14 protein-coding genes and 2 pseudogenes are annotated in these 18,727 nt (G+C 42.7%); 6 read left to right on the forward strand and 10 right to left on the reverse strand.

Annotated elements, in window-relative coordinates:
- Window positions 1-96 precede the first annotated feature (96 nt).
- Window positions 97-1,653: a peptide MFS transporter gene (locus tag BQ7480_RS05580; protein ID WP_072542063.1), complete on the forward strand. Its 1,557-nt coding sequence runs from the start codon at window positions 97-99 to the stop codon at window positions 1,651-1,653.
- A gap of 278 nt (window positions 1,654-1,931) precedes the next feature.
- On the opposite strand, the pseudogene BQ7480_RS05585 reads toward BQ7480_RS05580, so the two are convergent.
- Window positions 1,932-2,678 (reverse strand): annotated as a pseudogene (locus BQ7480_RS05585) (IS982 family transposase); the annotation flags it as partial.
- A gap of 468 nt (window positions 2,679-3,146) precedes the next feature.
- On the opposite strand from BQ7480_RS05585, the gene BQ7480_RS05590 reads away from it, so the two are divergent.
- From BQ7480_RS05590 to BQ7480_RS05605, 5 genes and pseudogenes are all read left to right on the forward strand, one after another.
- Window positions 3,147-3,995, forward strand: coding sequence for a PD40 domain-containing protein (locus BQ7480_RS05590; protein WP_139255722.1), 849 nt, complete (start codon window positions 3,147-3,149; stop codon window positions 3,993-3,995).
- A 396-nt stretch (window positions 3,996-4,391) separates the two neighbouring features.
- On the forward strand, window positions 4,392-4,625 hold the full coding sequence (locus tag BQ7480_RS17700) for a hypothetical protein (protein WP_139255723.1): 234 nt from the start codon (window positions 4,392-4,394) through the stop codon (window positions 4,623-4,625).
- Between the two features lie 160 nt (window positions 4,626-4,785).
- A pseudogene (locus BQ7480_RS05595) lies at window positions 4,786-5,253 on the forward strand (cysteine peptidase family C39 domain-containing protein); the annotation flags it as partial.
- Window positions 5,254-5,445: 192 nt separating this feature from the next.
- Entirely contained in the window at window positions 5,446-7,047 is a 1,602-nt protein-coding gene (locus BQ7480_RS05600) for a tetratricopeptide repeat protein (RefSeq protein WP_072542065.1), read from the forward strand.
- Window positions 7,048-7,193: 146 nt separating this feature from the next.
- On the forward strand, window positions 7,194-9,500 hold the full coding sequence (locus tag BQ7480_RS05605) for an outer membrane beta-barrel protein (RefSeq protein ID WP_072542066.1): 2,307 nt from the start codon (window positions 7,194-7,196) through the stop codon (window positions 9,498-9,500).
- A 259-nt stretch (window positions 9,501-9,759) separates the two neighbouring features.
- Here BQ7480_RS05605 and BQ7480_RS05610 read toward each other — a convergent pair whose 3' ends face one another.
- The 9 genes from BQ7480_RS05610 to BQ7480_RS05650 form a co-directional block, all read right to left on the reverse strand.
- Complete coding sequence (locus BQ7480_RS05610) at window positions 9,760-11,547, reverse strand: sensor histidine kinase (protein ID WP_072542067.1); 1,788 nt, start codon at window positions 11,545-11,547, stop codon at window positions 9,760-9,762.
- 17 nt (window positions 11,548-11,564) lie between these two features.
- On the reverse strand, window positions 11,565-12,251 hold the full coding sequence (locus BQ7480_RS05615; RefSeq protein WP_072543919.1) for a response regulator transcription factor: 687 nt from the start codon (window positions 12,249-12,251) through the stop codon (window positions 11,565-11,567).
- Between the two features lie 105 nt (window positions 12,252-12,356).
- The gene (locus tag BQ7480_RS05620) at window positions 12,357-13,406 is read right to left on the reverse strand and encodes an asparaginase (RefSeq protein ID WP_072542068.1); all 1,050 of its coding nucleotides are present in this window, start codon (window positions 13,404-13,406) and stop codon (window positions 12,357-12,359) included.
- Between the two features lie 86 nt (window positions 13,407-13,492).
- Window positions 13,493-14,272, reverse strand: a complete 780-nt coding sequence (trpA, locus tag BQ7480_RS05625; protein WP_072542069.1) for a tryptophan synthase subunit alpha — start codon at window positions 14,270-14,272, stop codon at window positions 13,493-13,495.
- A 12-nt stretch (window positions 14,273-14,284) separates the two neighbouring features.
- Window positions 14,285-14,908: a phosphoribosylanthranilate isomerase gene (locus tag BQ7480_RS05630; protein ID WP_022353689.1), complete on the reverse strand. Its 624-nt coding sequence runs from the start codon at window positions 14,906-14,908 to the stop codon at window positions 14,285-14,287.
- A complete protein-coding gene (gene trpC / locus BQ7480_RS05635) occupies window positions 14,905-15,699 on the reverse strand; it encodes an indole-3-glycerol phosphate synthase TrpC (protein ID WP_072542070.1) in 795 nt (264 codons plus the stop codon). The genes BQ7480_RS05630 and trpC overlap by 4 nt, the downstream gene beginning before the upstream one ends.
- Before the next feature lie 3 nt (window positions 15,700-15,702).
- A complete protein-coding gene (gene trpD, locus BQ7480_RS05640; RefSeq protein WP_072542071.1) occupies window positions 15,703-16,701 on the reverse strand; it encodes an anthranilate phosphoribosyltransferase in 999 nt (332 codons plus the stop codon).
- 49 nt (window positions 16,702-16,750) lie between these two features.
- A complete protein-coding gene (locus BQ7480_RS05645) occupies window positions 16,751-17,317 on the reverse strand; it encodes an anthranilate synthase component II (protein ID WP_022353686.1) in 567 nt (188 codons plus the stop codon).
- Between the two features lie 6 nt (window positions 17,318-17,323).
- Window positions 17,324-18,724, reverse strand: coding sequence for an anthranilate synthase component I family protein (locus BQ7480_RS05650; RefSeq protein ID WP_022353685.1), 1,401 nt, complete (start codon window positions 18,722-18,724; stop codon window positions 17,324-17,326).
- Window positions 18,725-18,727: the final 3 nt, after the last annotated feature.

Raw genomic sequence — 18,727 nt, forward strand, 5'->3', positions numbered from 1 at the left:
ATTTTGCATATTTATCTGAATAATTGTATATTTGCGAACTAGAGACAGAATATATACGAGTATTAACACTATTAATCATTAAAATCTTCATTATTTATGTTTAACAAGCATCCTAAAGGTCTGATACCTGCTGCACTTTCTAACATGGGGGAGCGTTTCGGCTACTACATCATGAATGCCGTGCTGGTATTGTTTCTTTGTTCTAAATTTGGTATAAGTGAGGAAAAAAGTACACTTATCTATTCATTCTTTTATGCAGGTATCTATCTGTTAAGTCTTGTAGGGGGTCTGATAGCCGACAGAAAGCAGAATTATAAAGGTACAATCATGGCCGGTCTCGTGGTCATGGCTGTGGGATATATTGCATTATCTATTCCTATTACTGCCAATGCAGGCAATACATCATGGTTGCTTACACTTACTTGTATTGCCTTGTTCTTCATCGCATTTGGTAATGGTCTGTTCAAGGGAAACCTTCAGGCCATTGTAGGTCAGATGTACGATGACCTTGAAGCAGAGGCTGCACAGAAGGGAGAAAAGGAACTGATTGAAGCCAAGAGCAAGAGAGATTCCGGATTCCAGATATTTTATGTATTTATCAATATTGGTGGACTTATCGCTCCGTTTATCGCTCCTCTGTTGAGAAGCTGGTGGCTGAGTGCACACAATATGGTCTACAATGCAGGCCTTCCTGCTCTGTGCCATGAATATATAGCGAAAGGTGCAGACGGTATGTCGGCTGAGGCTATGGGAAATTTGAATCAGCTGATGTCACAGTGCGTAGGTGCAACTACCGATATGGCTGCTTCTTGCGCACAATATTTGCAGATATTTAATGAAGGTATCCATTATTCATTTTTGGCATCTGTAGCCGCAATGCTTATTTCTTTGATTATCTTCTTTGTGACCAAGCGTCAGTTCCCAAATCCGGGAAAGAAAGAAGCCGCAGCTGCTGTTACTTATTCAGCCGAAGAAAAGGCTGCCATGGCGAAGGAAATCAAACAGCGTCTTTACGCTTTGTTTGCAGTGCTGGGTGTGGTTATTTTCTTCTGGTTCTCATTCCATCAGAACGGTACTTCACTTTCACTCTTTGCGAGAGACTTCGTAGATACATCTACCATTGCTCCGGAAATATGGCAGGCAGTGAATCCTTTCTTTGTGATTACATTGACTCCGATTATCATGATGATTTTTGGTTCTCTTTCAAGAAGAGGAAAGGAGATTTCTACTCCGCGTAAGATTGCCATCGGTATGCTCATTGCAGGTCTGGCTTATCTCTTCCTGTCTGCATATTCACTCATTATGGGTTATCCTTCAGCTGCAGAATATCGGGAACTTCCTATTGACCAGCAGGTAAAGGCAGGAGCATGGGTGTTGATTGTTCTTTACTTCCTGCTTACCGTGGCCGAGTTGTTTATCTCTCCACTTGGATTGTCATTCGTTTCGAAAGTAGCTCCAAAGCATCTTCTGGGACTTTGCCAGGGATTATGGCTGGGTGCGACTGCTGTAGGTAATCTTCTGTTGTGGATTGGTCCTCTTATGTATAACGCCATTCCTATCGGATATTGCTGGGCTATTTTCATGATTGTATGTCTCATTTCAATGGGAGTCATGCTGTTCATGGTAAAATGGCTGGAACGTGTAGCAAAATAAATTTCTCGAAATAGAATTTACTTGTGGAGGAGGCTGTTTCAAATTATATTTCAATTTGAGACAGCCTCTTTTATTCGATTGTAACCTATAAGTCTACTGATGTTTCTACTTTGAGACCTCATTGTTTTATTTTCTTTCTTCTCCCTTTTATATGCCATTTGTTTCCGTGTATCAGACTTTCGAGGCTTATGAATAAAATTGAGGTGCAAAGGTATATGTTATGGCAACTATTAAAGTAACGTGAGTTCGATATAAAATTAGAAAATAGACAGTTGTCCGTCATTGACCGTTTCAATCAAGGCCCTTTTTCTGAGCAGAATCTTGTCGGCAATGCTCATTAGCGAGTTCTTCATATTGTTTTTAACTTTTGTGACAAGCTGAATGCCATTAAGGAAAAGGTTCTCGAACAGAGCCTGGCCAATATATCCCTTGTCTGCACATAGTTTTCCTTTGATGTTTTTCAGAAACTTACCCTGCTTCAAAGGCTCCCGGTCATCCACGTTTCTAGGAGTAAACATAAAATTGAGAATTTCCCCTTTATCATTGATTATCAGATGTAGTTTGAATCCGAAGAACCATCCCATAGAACATTTTCCACGCTCGGCAAGTCCTTCAAATGTCTTATGAATAAGGATTCTTTGGTTACGGCAGACACGTAAAGGAGTGGAGTCGACAAAACTGATGCCGGTACAGGTTCCCAGTAAAACTTTCTTGATGAAGATGGTCATGGGAAGCAGCACTTCCTTCTCCAGCTCCACAAAACGGTTATAAGAAACCTGACGCGGAAAAAGGTGTTTCAGATGTTTACAGACATATTCCTTGTAGTAATGCTTGAAACAGCGGAAACCACCGGAGTGAAACAGGATTAGAATAACCATAATCTCAGCATCATTCATACGGTTAGGTTTGTTACGATGCCTGGTTTTCTTATCCTCAATCATATATTTTTTCTGGTGCAATGTAAATTCCTTGCAAAAATCATCGGCCATACAATAAATCTCTGTAACTTTAGACTCTGGAAACATAGTGGTAATCGTTTAAATCTTATAATTCAGCACTATAAATTTAATACTTTTATCGCTATGTTTCTAATTATCACTGAAATATATTTATTACTATTTCGAACTCACGTTAAGTACAAAACTAATATTAGAAAAAAAATTGATATTCCTGAAGGTGGAGATATTATCTTATTTTTAGTTGAAAAACTAGACTTATAATTGCTTTGTCTTATATTACAAGCATTTATACTGTATAGTGTTTGATAATCAGATATATACGAATCTATATTACAAGCTTATTTCTATGGATTACCAATGGTTTAATGGATCGTTTACCTTAATTTCGCATCAAACAAATATCTGTAGTCTGATGGTATTATTGCCATAATAATAAATTAATAATAGATCATTAGTGTCCCGATTTTAACGGGACACTAATGAGATTGTCATATAATATTGTAAATTGATATCAAATTAAAATTGTGAACTAATATGAAAGCTTTAAAAACTACATTGTGTGTACTATTTTTGTTTACAACGACATTAATGGCACAAAACCCTTTTACCGTAAAATCCAATGTAATCATTGATTTTAACATTTCTCATGATGGGAAAATGATGGTTTATAAACAATTGTCGTCCGATGCTACCTCTACTGTTTTCATTAAAGATTTAGAAACAGGAAGAGTCACTCCTATTTATAAGAACAGTCTTAAAGACTATAGTGAGTTTGACGCTTCCTCTGGAGTGGATTTTCTGTCAGACAATGTTATTGTTTTCGGTAAAGAAAAAAACATGGTTTCATTCAATCTTACAGATAAGAAATATAAGAATCTCTTCAGATTACCTGACGATGTCATTTTTTCTGTTAAAGCATCTGCTGATGGTAAAAGAGTATATTTCAGTTCGGATGAAACAATGTACTCTTCTCCAACTGAGCGTAGCTCTATTACAAAAACCAATGAAAAGAGAGGTATAATAATATCAATTGATATCGACTCTAAAGGGAATGCTTATTATACAATATGTAAAAAGGCCAGTAATGATAAATTTCATATCTTATGTTATGATGGTCTGAATAAGGAAGAAGACATCACATATAAATTTGATAATATTGTGACCGACCCATATTTGATAGAAAGTACTCCTAATAAAGATTGTTTTATTGTTGCTGGAAAGAATGGAGTATTTAAGGTTGATTTAACCAACTCCAAGTCAGTAAAATTAATCACCAATGATGGAGAGAATCGTTTAAACAAAATGCGTTTATCACCGGATGGTAAGACTCTTTATTATCAAACAATAAAAGATAAGAATAAAATTATTACCTTAAGTCTATGATTCCCTAATAAGGAGTTATACATTTTACTCTTTTATAATAGCTTGTAATAAAAAAGAAACCTAACAAAAGAACAGCAAACTGTAAACAGGGTATTGCTCTGATAAGTATCATTGTAGAATTTGACGGCACTAAACGTGATACTGAAATAAAGAAAAGTCTGAGCAAAGAAGTCGATGACAAAGCTTTGCGGGCGGTAAACATGATACCAAAATGAAAGCCGGCAAAAGTTGGTGGAAAAGTCGTAGCCATGGTATATAACATTCCTTTTATTGTAAAATGATTATATAGTAAATAACCAGTACTATGGGCGATAATACAGATAATAAAGAAATGATAAGTGAACGTTCTGAGGAAGTGCAGGCCATAATAGACCGTATGCCTACGAGTTGGGTGAAATGGTTGGCACTTGGGACCGGTGGTCTTATGGACTGATACTGACACTTGGCTTCCTGATAAAATATCCTGATACAGTTGATGGGGAAATCTCCATGACTGGAACTACTGCTCCTGTGAGACTGGTGGCCAACAGTAACGGACGGATGATATTGCTGGCAGACAACAGGCAGAAAATGTCTAAAGGTGACGTGATAGCATATATTGTGAGTGGTGCGGATTACAGGCTGTGCTGAAGGTGGATTCCTTACTTAAGGACATATACATGAACTGTGACTCGGAATACCCATTGCCTGACAGTCTCATGCTTGGTGATATAAGTTCGGCATACAGTTCTTTTTATCTGTCGTACATGCAGTATAGCAGGATTATGGGTTCTAAGAGGAGAAAAATAACATGCTTTTTAATAGGTTTCCGGTAGAATATCAGATGGACTCTCAGGATTGCGGACCTGCTTCGCTTAAGATTATAGCAAAATACTTCGGGGAATACTACTCTCTGCAATATCTTCGGGACAGATGTGGGATAACCAAGGAAGGAGTGTCATTGCTTGACATAAGCACCAGAGCAGAAAGTATAGGATTGCGTACGCTGGCTATAAAATGTACTATAGACGATGTGGTAAACATTGTACCTCAGCCTGCCATAGTATATTGGAAAGAAAGTCATTTCATTGTAGTATATGCTACTGACAAAAAACACGTGTGGGTTTCAGATCCGGCTAAAGGAAAAATAAAATATACCCACGAGGAATTCAGAAAGGGATGGTATCCGAAAGGTGAAGACCATGGGGTATTACTTGCGGTAGAGCCTACAGTGGACTTCAAGGATAGCAAAGCTGAGAAAGAACAGAAACGGCAATCGGCTCTATGCGAAAGATTCTTCCAAGTTTTACTCTTCAAAGAGCAGCCGATATTTTACCTTTCTTCTCGGCTTGATGCTCGGAGCTATCTTATTTCAATGCCAATATGACTAAATTAATATTCTGTTTGATGTATCCTTTTTCTTAGCGGTTTCTTAAAAGAAATATATACTTTTGCATCAAAAGGGACAAATATGAGAAATATACTATATGTCATTATATTAGTAGTAGCATTATGTGCATGTAACAATTCCACACAAAAAGATAGGATTTTGGATACGGCAGAATCAATGGCCGTTGAGCATCCCGATTCTGCCCAAACGATACTGGAAACATTATATCCATATTCAAGATTGACCCAGCAGCAAAGAGCACGATGCGGCATATTGCTTGCTACGGCAAAACTTCAACAAAACAAAGCCTTTGCTTCCGATAGCCTTTTGGACAACAGTATATCATATTTCAAGCAAAATTGTGACAGCATAGAGTTATTCAAAGCCTATCAGCTCAAAGCCTATCAGGCTATGTGGCGTGGGCAACAGGATTCAATGTTCTATTATTTGCAGCAGTCAATCAACATGATAGGTGAGGGAAATAAAACCCAGCTATATTCTTTGTATATGAAACTGGCAGATATTTATTGTGAACCATCTGCTGAAAAAGATTACAATAAAGCAATACTATATGCAAGGAAAGCATTAACTTATGCGGAGACAGAACAACAAAAGGCCTATGCTTTGCACCAAATTGGAGCCTGCTACGGCTTCATCAATGAAAATGACTCCGCATTGGTTTATATCGCCCGTGCCATTGATTTTTCACAACAAAATAAGGGAGAATCTAATTATACCACCTATGTGCTGAATTATGCAAATACACTAGGCGTAAATTACGAAAAAGCCAAAAGCTATTTAACGGAATTACCCGAAAACAGTTTGGGAAGGTTGATTACTTTAGGTTTTCTCAATCTAAACAACAGGCATACAGGCATTGCAAAATATTTTTGCGACAAAGCTGATTCGTTATATAGTAGCGCCCCTGATAAGTATTCAATCAATACATACAACAGTCTTAGAATACTCCATGCATGTGTAAAATACACCTTGGGTGAAGAAGTTTCTGCAAGTGAAGGGATTTCAAGGAACGATTCAATTTCACAAGTCATTTCAAGAAAGGAAGCTCTGAATAGTGAGATTTCAAGCAACAACTTACTATTGCAGAAACACATTCATGAATCTCAACTAAGAACTCAAAGAAAGATTGTCATCATATTGTCAATCGTATTCTTTGGTATAATATTGTTCTTCCTATACGACAGAAATAACAAGAAACGATATATCAAAATAAGAAAAGAACTGGACCAGATTCGTGTCAATCAGATAGAATTACAATCTATCGATTCTGAAAATGACCAAGATTCTGAATTGACTAAGATTTGGAAAAAAAGAGCTGATATTTGCAGAGACAATTTCATTCGAAATGGATGGATGAAGAAACTTCAAATATTGGAAGGGAATGACAAGCATTCCAATGGTTCTTTTCTCCCGCCTGCAGAAAGGGACAGACTCAGGAAACAGTTATTCGAAGAATTCACAGACATGATAATCGATATAAAAGCGGCAGGCAATGGAGTCAATCTGGACGATTTGACACTATGTCTTTTTTGTCTTTTGAAAATAAATAATACAACGATTTCCAAGTGCATGGGGGCTTCGGAAAACGCTATCAGAACCCGAAAAAGCAGACTTAAAGAAAAGCTTGACCCTCAGATGTATCAATTTATATTCGGTAGATAATAGACTGATATACATTATAATATACAAATATTGAAACAAAAGTGAAACACGGAAACCTTCATTGCAATAAATCTGCAATGCATAGTTTTAAGGCCCCTATAACTAAAATCATACTTTTGCATTGAGTCATAAAAATGCAAGCAAGTATGAAAAGAAATCTTTTATTTATTTTCGTTTTAATGATTGTGCCATTTACTGTCAAGGCACAAATCAAAGGTGTGGTATGTGATGAGAACCAGACCCCCGTAGAGTTTGCAAATGTTATTTTGATGGGTACTGATTCCGTATATATCGCAGGAACAGTAACAGACGCAAGCGGTAAATTTGATTTTTTTACCGATTATGCAAAAGCAAAGTTTCTACAAATTTCCGCTCTCGGATACAAGACAATTATAAAAACGCTGGATAAGAAAAACGATATTGGAACACTCGTGCTCGTTTCAGACAATATCCTGCTGGACGAAGTTACAGTAACGGCACAACGACCTTCTCCACATTTGACAAAAGGTGGCATAATCACAACTGTAAATGGGTCTGTTTTGAGCCTGCTCGGGAATGCAATGGATGTGATTGGACAACTTCCAGGCGTGATGCGTGAAGATGACAAATTTACTGTTTTTGGCAAAGGGACCCCAATCATATATGTGAATGGGAGAAAACTGACAGACAACAGCGAATTATATAGATTGTCATCAAAAGATATTGCAAGTGTGGAAGTCATCAGTAATCCGGGGGCTAAATATGGTGCGGAAGTAAAATCGGTGTTATTAGTCCGCACAATCAAGAAACAAGGAGACGGATTAAGCGGCTCAATACAAGGTGTTGTCCGAACTGCTCACTCCTGGTCTAATTCGGACAACCTTTCTCTCAATTTCAGGAAGAATAATCTTGACATATTCGGAGCTTTTGCTTTTGACCATTCAAGAAGATATCAGCAGCAGAACAATGTCACCATGATTAATACCGGGCATAATCTGTATGAGCTGAATTCTGACATTATCATATTGCCTGTCAGCACAACTTATAATGCCAATGTAGGTCTCAACTGGCAAATTAACCCTAAGAATGTATTGGGAGCAAAATATGAATTTCAAGGTACACCTTACAATCATTCAGACTGGACCACAAATGAAACAATCGAATTAAATGGTACCCTCGATGATAAAATAGATTACTATACATACTGGAAAAGAAAGGATATGCCGACAAACATATTGAACATGTATTATATAGGCGAATATGGTGATTGGACGCTTACTGTAAATAACGACTATTATTCAAGCCGCAATAAAGCTGAACAGGAAATAGATGAAGTCAGTTTATCGGAAGGAGAATCGACAATAAGCAGCCTGAATCACATCCACAGTTCAATGTTTGCCTCCAAATCCGTCCTGGAATACGACTTTGGCAAAAATACACTTGAGGTCGGTTATGAGTACACCTATACAAACAGAACTGACCGATATGATAACTATAATGATTTTTTGCCGGATGCAGATGACAATATCAAGGAACATAATATTGCCGGTTTCATAAGTGCCACTTTCCCCATAGGAGTCTATGAACTTTCAGGGGGATTAAGGTATGAGCATACTATATCCGATTACTATGAGAATGGGCTCTTGATATCAGAGCAAAGCCGAAAATATGACCGTCTGTTTCCCAATATAGACTTTACGTTCCCCATTAAAAAAGCTAAGTTTACTCTATCATATACAGCCAAGACAAAGCGTCCGCTGTATAGTCAATTGAGCAGCAATATACAATATGACGACCGCTTTACCTATGAGACAGGAAATCCTCTATTGAAACCGGAAATGAATCACGATGTTTCTTTGGCTGGTATTTACAAATGGGTTTTCTTTTCAGCAAGCTATCAATATGTAAAAGATGCTATAGTCGGCATTGTGGAAGCATATAAGGAAGGAGAACCTGTAAATCTGATGACTTATATGAATTATGATCATATCTCAAAATATACAGCGATGGTATCTCTATCCCCTAAAATATCAATCTGGTCACCTCGTCTCCAATTTAATCTGATGGGGCAAAAACTTAAAATACCATTTATGGGGGCAGAACTACGAATGAACAATCCATTGTTGTTTATCGATTTCTACAACAGCCTATCTGTCGGAAAAGGTTTCACCATTACAGGTGATATGCTATATCATTCATCGGGAGATATGGATGTGGTTACACTAAAACCGTCATGGCAAATCAATCTGGGTGTAGCCAAGACAATTGGTAACTGGTTTTTCCAGCTTAGTGCCACAGACATCTTCAAAACGGCCCGTAATTCAATGATAACCTATGGAACTCAAATGAAACTTGACAAATGGAACTATAGTGATTCACAGGCTGTTCGGCTTACCATACGTTATGCATTTAATTCTACGATGAGCAAATATAAAGGAAGGGGTGCCGGTCAAAGCGAAAAGAATCGTTTATAAGATTCAGATTAAGAGAATTAATACTTTACTAAAAAGGGAGAACCCGGCGGCAATACACCGAAAGATTCTCAGTTTATCAACTGAAAAATAGTCTGGTTAAATCAGGAAAACTCTTCTCAGTACTGCCAAGGAAGTACTCCAGTACTTTCAAAGGAGTACTGCAGTACTTTCAGGGGAGTACTCCAGTACTTCTTAGGAAGTACTGGTATTTGGAAAAATTGTAGTAGTTTTAATTACAGAATGTCTTGCCTGAAGTGCCTTATCCCTGTTTTGCTTTCTGTAGCGTGAATACAAACTCCAGTCCGCCGGTCGGCATGTTTTTGGCAAAGATGGTACCTCCGTGGAAAAGAACGGCATTCTTGACGATGGCCAGTCCCAAACCTGTGCCTCCCAGTTTCCGCGACCGTCCTTTGTCTACACGGTAGAAACGTTCGAACAGGCGGTTCAGATGCTCTTCCGGAACTCCCACGCCTGTGTCTGAGAAGCTGAAATAGTAGAACTTTTCATCTTCCCGGAAACACTTGATGGTGATTTGTATGTTCGTTCCTGCGTATGCGATTGCATTATCTGTAAGGTTCCGGAAGATAGAGTAGAGCAACGAACTGCTTCCGGTCAAGATGATTTCCGGCGGGAGCTTGTTGACCACCGTGATGTGTTTCTCTTCCAGTCCCAGTGTCACTTCATTCAGAATGTTCTCTACAATCTTGCTTAAGTTGACAGATTCCTTTTCTACCATTTCCGGGGCTTCATCCATTCGGGTCAGGACGGAGATATCCCGTAGCAGGAAGGTCAGCCGGTTGCTTTGCGCATAGCTTCTTTCCAGGAAAGTCCGTACATTCTCCTGAGGAATATTTGGATTGTTGATGATGGTTTCCAGATATCCCTGAATACTGCTGACGGGCGTTTTCAGTTCATGGGCAATGTTTTGGGTCAGCTGACGTTTCAGGCGAGCCTGCTCTTCTTCCTGCGTGATATCGATGATGGATATCTCAAACGACATATCTTGGAAGATGATACATTCTAGCGTGAAGCTGCGCGCATTCTTGTTGATATGTAGAGAATAGCGTTTCTCTTCTTTGTTCAGATTGCCTTCATTCCGGTTCAGAAATTCCGTGATAGGTTTCAGTTCCGGAATGTCGAAAATCTCATTGGTGGAACGCAGGTTTCGGTCAGAAATGTTGTTGATGTATTGTGTGAACAGGTTATTGACCAGAATCTCCTTTCGTTCCTTGGTGAAAACACCCAGTCCCTCGTGTGAGGTCTGGAGGTGAGAAATCAGTTTTTCACGTTCAATGTAAAGCGCTTCTTTGGCCCGGTGCAGACGTTTGTATATCTTGATGATGTGCTGAGAGATTTCTCCCAATTCGTTTTTAGGGAAAGTTTGCAGAATATCCATGTCAATCGGCTCATTGCGGTCGGCCTTCATCGCGAACTGCTGCAGTTTGGTGATAGATTTTCCCAGTTTCCGGGTGAAGCGGTAGAAGATAAAAATCAATACCAAGCAGATGACAAGGGCAAACCACAGGTAGCCGGAGTCTGCTTGCAGATGCTCAGCCAGGCTCAGGTTGTAGGGTAGGGCGGCCCGGATGATGAGACGATACGGGGGAAAATAACGTGCCGAGTAGAAATATTCTTCTCCCTGAATGCTTTCCGACTGTCGGCTGATGGAATACCCGCTTCCATACATCAGTGCTTCCTGTACTTCCTTGCGGGAGGAATGGTTGGCAAATTTCTGCCAATTGGCGTTGGTGTTGTCATAAATCACCTTTCCGGAAGGTTCGATAAGGGTTACACGCAGGTTCGGCATCATGTGAGTGCTCACATAACGCTGCATGGAATCCGGGTTGAATCCGTGGTGTTCGGAAATGAAATCGCACAGCTGGTTGTTGTAATTCTGTAGTTGTGTGTTCAGCAGTTCTATTTTATAGGCTTTTTCGCGTTTGTATTGGAACAGCATGAAGCATACTGCATATCCCAGAAACAGGAATATGACAGAAAAAAACAACCTCTGGCTGAAAGGGAGGATGCGGTAAGAAAATTTTGTCATGGTTATACAGCCCTCATTTATTCACATTCAAAACAGTAACCATAGCCGAGGCGGGTTACAATGTATTGTCCATATTCACCGATTTTTTTGCGAAGACGTGTGATATTGACGTCGATGGTGCGGTCGAGCACATAGACTTCGTCATGCCATACTTTGGCCAGAATGTCTTCGCGCGAGAATACTCGTCCTTGATTTTGAAGCAACAGCAGAAGTATCTCGAACTCTTTCTTGGTCAGTGAAACTTCTTCATTATTAATGGTGACTTTTTTCTTGGGTATATTGACCACCAGACCTTTATAAGTGAGCTGGTCTGGCACTTGGGTCTGTACACCAGCCGTACGGCGCAACACGGCCTTCACCCTCATGATTACTTCACGGAGGGAGAAAGGTTTGGATATATAGTCATCCGCTCCCAGGTTGAATCCGGTCAGCGTATCGTTTTCCGTGTCTTTGGCCGTAATGAAAATGATAGGAATATTTTCGGTGTCCTTGTTCTTTTTCATCATACTGGCCATTTTGAAGCCGGAGATTTCTCCCATCATCACGTCCAGCAATATCAAATTGTAGTGTGGAAGATCCAGTTTCAACGCTTCTTCGGCAGAGTTGGCTGTGTCTACCGTATAACCTTCCATTTCGAGATTGAATTTCAGAATCTCGCACAGGTCTTCTTCATCGTCTACGACTAAAATCCGATAATCGTTCATGCGCATTTTCTATTAAGATTAATACAAAATTCTATATGATTTAGTTTTCGTTACAAAGATGACCTCTTTTTGTTTCGTCCTTATGAAATAGATGTTACAATTGGGTTACAATACCGGTTTGGTAATCTCTCCAGCAATGGAACGGCTCATTTCAAGGCGTATTTCCTTGGGGCTGAGTCCGTGGCCAAGCAGGAACATCAGTTTGGTCAACACGCTCTCCACTGTCGCATCGTATCCACTGATGACACCGGCATCCAGCAAGTGAAGTCCGGTTTCGTAACGTGCCATCTCTACCATACCCGTCTGGCATTGGGAGATATTGACTATGACAATGCCTTTTGCAGTAGCCTCTGACAACAGACGGATGAACCAGGGCTTTTGAGGGGCATTTCCAGAACCGTATGTCTTTAGTATTACGGCTTTCAGACCGGGAGTATTAAGGACCGTGTGTACCATGTTTTCCTGGATGCCAGGGAAAAGAGTGAGTATGATGACATTGGTATCAAATACGTAATGAGGGTGCATGGGTAAATTGGGATCTACCTTTCGGATACGGTCATATTCGTATTTGATATGGATTCCTGCGGTGGCTAGTGGCGGATAGTTATAGGAGCGGAAGGCGTTGAAGTTTTCCGCATTAATCTTGGTGGTACGGTTGCCGCGGAGTAGGAGATTTTCAAAAAAGATGCAAACCTCTGGTACTACCGCTGTCCCATCGGGATGCTTGGCGGCTGCAATTTCAATGGAGGTAATCAGGTTTTCCTTTCCGTCTGTACGCAATACTCCAATAGGTAACTGGCTTCCTGTAAGAATCACCGGTTTGCTGAGGTTTTCCAACATGAAACTCAAGGCTGAAGCGGTATAGGCCATGGTGTCGGTACCATGCAGAATGACGAAACCGTCAAAATTGTCGTAATTGTATTGTATAATCTTCACCAGTTTTGCCCATAAAGCAGGTTCCATGTCGGAAGAATCGATAGGAGGATTAAACTGATAGGAGGAAATACGGTAGTTGAATCGCTTCAGCTCCGGTACGTTTTCCTGTAGTTGGTCGAAGTTAAAAGCTTCCAGTGCACCGGTTTCTGGGTTTTCAATCATACCGATTGTTCCTCCTGTGTAAATGAGTAATACGGAAGGATAATCTGGTCTTATCATTTGCTATTTCGTTTAGTTTGGCACAAAGATAGCAAAAATATGTTTATACTGATAAATTACCCCTATAAAAATAACAGAATGATTAATTATTCCTCCTTTTTCAGCATTTCTAAAAGTCGGTCGATAGCCTTTTCTGGATTTTTCTCTTCTTCCAGCAGGCTGACGAATTTGCTTCCAATGATACATCCGGCTGCATGAGCGGCGGCTGCCTCGTAAGTATTCTTGTTGGAAATGCCGAAGCCAATCATGCGTGGATTCCGCAGGTGCATCTGTTCGATACGCTGGAAGTAGGCTTGTTTCTGTGCGTTGAATTCTTTCTGTGCTCCTGTGACGGCAGCCGAAGAGACCATATAGATGAATCCATTCGTGTGTTCGTCGATTTGGCGGATACGTTCTTCACTGGTTTCCGGAGTAATCAGCATGATGACATGGAGTCCGTATTTGTCGGCTACGGGACGGTATTCGTTCATATAATCCTTGAAAGGCAGGTCGGGGATGATGACTCCGTCGATGCCGCACTCCTGACATTTCTGGCAGAAATTTTCAAAACCATACTGCATGATAGGATTCAGGTAGCCCATCAGCACCAGTGGCATCTGTACTTCCGGGCGGATATGCTCCAGCTGGCTGAACAAGGTGCGGAGGGTCATGCCGTTGCGCAGGGCCTGAGTGGCTGCATGCTGGATGACAGGTCCGTCGGCCATCGGGTCGCTGAATGGGATTCCGACTTCAATCATTTGTACACCTTTTCGCTCCAGCGTGCGGATTACCTCGGCAGTTCCCTCCAAAGTGGGAGTACCTGCGCAGAAATAAATGGAAAGTACATGGTCTTTGTGTGTGCGGAATAATTGGTCAATACGGTTCATAGTTGCTAATTTTTAAAAGTTGTACTTGTCTTGTTTGAATGAATGAATAAAAGTGGAAAGGGAAGAAGCGTCTTTCATGCCTGGTGCTTGTTCGAAGCCACTGTTCAGGTCGATGCCGGCCCAGCGGGGATGATGGAAAGCAGACAACGCTTCCAGACTGGTGGGGTTCAGTCCCCCGCTCAACAGGAAGGGAACCGAACCTTGATAGTGGGTCAACAGTTCCCAGTCAAAACTCTTTCCGGAACCTCCATATCCTTGGCAGGGAGTATCGAACAGGAAATAATCACAATATGGAATATAATCTTCCGTTGGCTGCATATCTTCTGGCGTACGCAAGGAGAATGCTTTGATGATTTTCACTCCTGTAGTTCGGAGCTGCCGGCAAAATCCGGGTGATTCCTTGCCATGAAGCTGTACGAAATCCAAATGCCAGTCAGCGATTCTTTTCTGGATGCGTGGAAAGGAAGCATTGACAAACACTCCTACCTTTTGTAGTGAGACCGGAAGGTACTCCGGTACTCCTTTTACATAACGTGGAGAACGTTCGTAGTCGATGAATCCCATCCAGTCGGCCCCGGCTTGTTCTACCTGACGGATATTTTCAGCGTCCCTCATGCCGCAAACCTTGACAATCATAGGGCTGCTGCTTGAAGAAAGTCCGACAATGCCTGTGCGGGGGAAGGGGTTTTCATAAACCTTTCTCCCATCAGGAAGCCCCTGAATCCGGTTTCCCGCAGTTGCTTGAGCGTCTCGGGTTGGGAAATACCGCTTTCGGATACCCATAAAAGTTCTTTGGGAAGTTTCCGGGCCAGGCGGAAGGAATTCTCCACATCGGTATGGAAGGTACCCAGGTTGCGGTTGTTTACCCCAATCAGGTCTACATATTCATGCAGGTAGTCGAGCTCTTTTTCCGTGTGAATCTCCAACAGCACCTCCATTTCCAGCTGATGGGCCAGTTTGCCCAAGTCTTTACATTCGTCGATGGTCAAGGAGGCTGCAATGAGGAGAACCACATCTGCTCCTGCCAATTTGGCCTGATAAAGCTGGTAAGGGCTGATGATGAAATCTTTGCGCAGCACCGGAAGCTGGACCAGCGGACGGACGGTCTGCAAATCTTTCAGGCTTCCTCCAAAGAACTCCTGGTCGGTCAATACTGAGATGCCGGAAGCGCCAGCCTGTGCATAACCCGGAACAATGATTGCCGGGTCTGCCTCTGGAGCTATCCATCCTTTGGACGGAGAGCGTCGCTTGAATTCGGCGATGATGCCTGTCGGAGAGCTGGCCAAAGCTTGTTTCAGGCTTTTTGTCGGACGGGAAGGATTCGTTTCCAATTGCCGTATCAGGAAGTCGCGGGATACCGCTTCTTCCTGATGGGTAATTTCTGTACGTTTATGGGCGACGATAGTCTGTAAAATATCAGTAGTCATAATTTATTCTTGGTTAAGAGTAAGGAATTTGTGTAATGTGGCCAATGCCTTTCCGCTTTCGAGCGATTCTTTGGCCAACGCCACACATTCTTCTATTTTCTTTTGCGGTTCCAAAGCCTGGATGGCAAAGGAAGCATTGATTAGTACGCAATCAGTCTGTGCTTTGCTGCCTTCATTGTGAAGCACACGGTCGAAAATGGCGGCAGCTTCTTCCGGGGTCTTTCCTCCGTAGAGTTCTTCCTGACGTGCCATCGAGAAGCCCAGTTCAGAGGGACGGTAGATGGTTTCATAGCGGTTGGTCATGACCTTGAATTCATCGGTCAGCGAGATTTCATCGTATCCGTCCAGGTTGTTGACCACGGCAAACTGGATACCGAGTTTCTGGAGGGTATTGGTATAAAGCCGCATCTGCTGCAGGTCGGCTACCCCCAGCAGCTGGCAGGCCGGATGACAGGGATTGACCAGCGGGCCCAGTAAGTTGAACAAGGTACGCACGCCCAATGCCTTCCGGACAGGAGCTACGGTTTTCAGGGCCGGATGGAAAAAGGGAGCATGCAAATAAGCCATGCCGCACTCTTCAATCGACCGTTTCAGTTTATCCGGGTTATTGGTGAATTTCACTCCGTAATGTTCCATGACGTTGCTGGCCCCGCTCACTGAGGTGGCTCCGTAGTTGCCGTGCTTGGCTACCCGGTAGCCGGCTCCGGCCACTACAAAGCAGGCACAAGTAGAAATGTTGAAGGTATTTTTTCCGTCTCCTCCAGTTCCTACGATGTCAATCGGATGAAATTCATGAAGGTCGATGGGGACACAGGCCTCCAGCAAGGCATCCCGGAAGCCAATCAGTTCGTCTACCGTGACACCCCGCATCTGAAAAGCAGCCAGCAAGGCTGCAGTTTGGGCCTCGTTCATTTCACCACCGGTCATTTTGTGCATCAGCGAGCAGGCCTCTTCACGGGTCAGTTCTTCGTGGTGGAAGATTCGTTTCAGTATTTGTTTCATATTGTATGTCAAAGTTTTATCAGTTATCAAATGGGATTCATTTAGAGACTTATCGGTGCTGTATCCAGTTGGCCAGCATTTGTTTGCCGTCGGGGGTCAGCACGGATTCTGGATGGAACTGCACGCCGCGTACGTCGAGGGTTTTGTGACGGAGCGCCATGATATAGCCTTCTTTGCTGACGGCAGTGACTTCCAGACAGTCCGGAAGCCCTTTCTGGTCTACTACCCAAGAGTGGTATCTTCCGACCTGAATCTGCGAGGGAAGTCCTTCAAACAGATAGTCCGGTGTGGTCAAGGTAATGGTACTCTGGATGCCGTGGAACACCTCATCCAGGTTGGTAAGGTTACCTCCGTACACTTCGCCAATGGCCTGTTCACCCAGGCAGACCCCGAGAATCGGTTTCTTTCCGGCATACGTACGGATGACATCCAGCAGGAGTCCGGCTTCTTCCGGGATACCGGGTCCGGGAGAGAGAAGAATCTTGTCGAATGCTTCCAGTTCTTCCAGTTGGAACTGGTCGTTGCGTTTTACGGTGACTTCTGCTCCCAGCTCTTTCAGCAGGTGACTCAGGTTGTATACAAATGAGTCATAGTTATCGATGATGACAATTTTCATGGTATGTTATCTTTTTTCAGCCAGGAGGATGGCTTTCTTCAAAGCTCCCAGCTTGTTGTTTACTTCTTGCAGTTCATTGTTCTCGTTACTCTTGGCTACGATGCCGCCTCCAGCCTGGAACCAGAGTTCGTTGTTTCGGCTTACAAAGGTGCGGATGGTGATGGCCTGGTTCAAGTCGCCGTTGAATCCGATGAACCCGATGCAACCTCCGTAAGCGCCTCGGTTGTGCGGTTCTATTTCGCTGATCAGCTGCATGGCCTTTACCTTCGGAGCTCCGCTCAGGGTACCGGCTGGAAATGTATCTATGAACGTCTTGATGGGGTCGGCTCCTTCATCCAAGGTACCGCTAACCCGGCTTACCAGATGGATGACGTGGCTGTAGTATTGCGGCTGCTTGTAGAATTCCACGTGCGTATGGTGGCAGTTCCGGCTCAAATCGTTGCGGGCCAGGTCGACCAGCATCACGTGTTCCGCATTTTCCTTCGGGTCGGCCAGTAAGGCTTGGGTCAGGGCCTCATCTGTCTTTTTGTCTCCACTTCTGCGGGTAGTGCCGGCAATGGGGTCGATGGTTGCTTTTCGGTCTTCAATCTTGCAGTGTGTTTCGGGAGAAGAACCGAAGATGCGGAATCCTCCGAAATCAAAATAGAACAAGTAAGGAGAAGGATTGATGCTTCTCAAGGCCCGGTAGAGGGTGAAATCATCTCCCTCATAGCGCTGGATGAAGCGGCGGGAAAGTACAATCTGGAACACATCGCCTCTTTTGCAGTGGGCAATGCCCTTGCGGATGTTGGCTTTGTGCTCTTCATCGGTCAGGGTACTGGTCGTTTCACCTACCGCCCGGAAGTCGTAGGTCGTATAGTTTCGGTTGTGGACTGCCTTTTCAATTTCATCGATATGGCTCGGTTCGTCGTCTGCCTGCAGTTCCACCAATACCATTTCGCTTTGGAAATCATTGAACACAATCAGGTATTTGTAGAGGATGTAGAGAATTTCCGGTGCATCGTTTTTCGGGTCGCTGCTGTCTTTTACTGGAATTTGCTCAAAGTAGCGGACGGCATTGAACGTGGTGTAACCGTATACACCTGCGTAGCGGGCATATTCTCCTTTCACCTGAAACCGTTCCAAAAAATTCTTGAAGGCATCTTCCACTTGGAAGTCGGGTGTCAGCGGACGTTCCTCACGGCTTTTATCCGGAAAAGCGGTGGTGACGATTCCGTGGTTTACAGAGAAACTGGCGATGGGATTCAGTCCGATAAAGGAGCGGTTGTTTTCCACTCCGTGATAATCTGAACTTTCCAGCAAGATGCTCTGCGGGAACAAGTCGCGTACTTTCAGGTACGTGCTTACCGGGGTCAGCAAATCACCGGGGAGTGTTTTATAGCTGGTTGTATAAGCAAAAGTTTTCATTGT

This window comes from Bacteroides mediterraneensis, assembly GCF_900128455.1.
GTDB lineage: Bacteria > Bacteroidota > Bacteroidia > Bacteroidales > Bacteroidaceae > Phocaeicola > Phocaeicola mediterraneensis.

Bases quoted from the DNA above. Each gene is read 5' to 3' on its own strand.
- BQ7480_RS17700 (WP_139255723.1), top strand. From the start codon at position 4,392: ATGGTTGGCACTTGGGACCGGTGGTCTTATGGACTGATACTGACACTT.
- BQ7480_RS05605 (WP_072542066.1), top strand. From the start codon at position 7,194: ATGAAAAGAAATCTTTTATTTATTTTCGTTTTAATGATTGTGCCATTT.
- BQ7480_RS05650 (WP_022353685.1), bottom strand. From the start codon at position 18,724: ATGAAAACTTTTGCTTATACAACCAGCTATAAAACACTCCCCGGTGAT.
- BQ7480_RS05615 (WP_072543919.1), bottom strand. From the start codon at position 12,251: ATGAACGATTATCGGATTTTAGTCGTAGACGATGAAGAAGACCTGTGC.
- BQ7480_RS05590 (WP_139255722.1), top strand. From the start codon at position 3,147: ATGAAAGCTTTAAAAACTACATTGTGTGTACTATTTTTGTTTACAACG.
- BQ7480_RS05580 (WP_072542063.1), top strand. From the start codon at position 97: ATGTTTAACAAGCATCCTAAAGGTCTGATACCTGCTGCACTTTCTAAC.
- BQ7480_RS05630 (WP_022353689.1), bottom strand. From the start codon at position 14,908: ATGATTGTCAAGGTTTGCGGCATGAGGGACGCTGAAAATATCCGTCAG.
- BQ7480_RS05620 (WP_072542068.1), bottom strand. From the start codon at position 13,406: ATGATAAGACCAGATTATCCTTCCGTATTACTCATTTACACAGGAGGA.
- BQ7480_RS05610 (WP_072542067.1), bottom strand. From the start codon at position 11,547: ATGACAAAATTTTCTTACCGCATCCTCCCTTTCAGCCAGAGGTTGTTT.
- BQ7480_RS05600 (WP_072542065.1), top strand. From the start codon at position 5,446: ATGAGAAATATACTATATGTCATTATATTAGTAGTAGCATTATGTGCA.
- trpC (WP_072542070.1), bottom strand. From the start codon at position 15,699: ATGACTACTGATATTTTACAGACTATCGTCGCCCATAAACGTACAGAA.
- trpD (WP_072542071.1), bottom strand. From the start codon at position 16,701: ATGAAACAAATACTGAAACGAATCTTCCACCACGAAGAACTGACCCGT.
- BQ7480_RS05645 (WP_022353686.1), bottom strand. From the start codon at position 17,317: ATGAAAATTGTCATCATCGATAACTATGACTCATTTGTATACAACCTG.
- trpA (WP_072542069.1), bottom strand. From the start codon at position 14,272: ATGAACCGTATTGACCAATTATTCCGCACACACAAAGACCATGTACTT.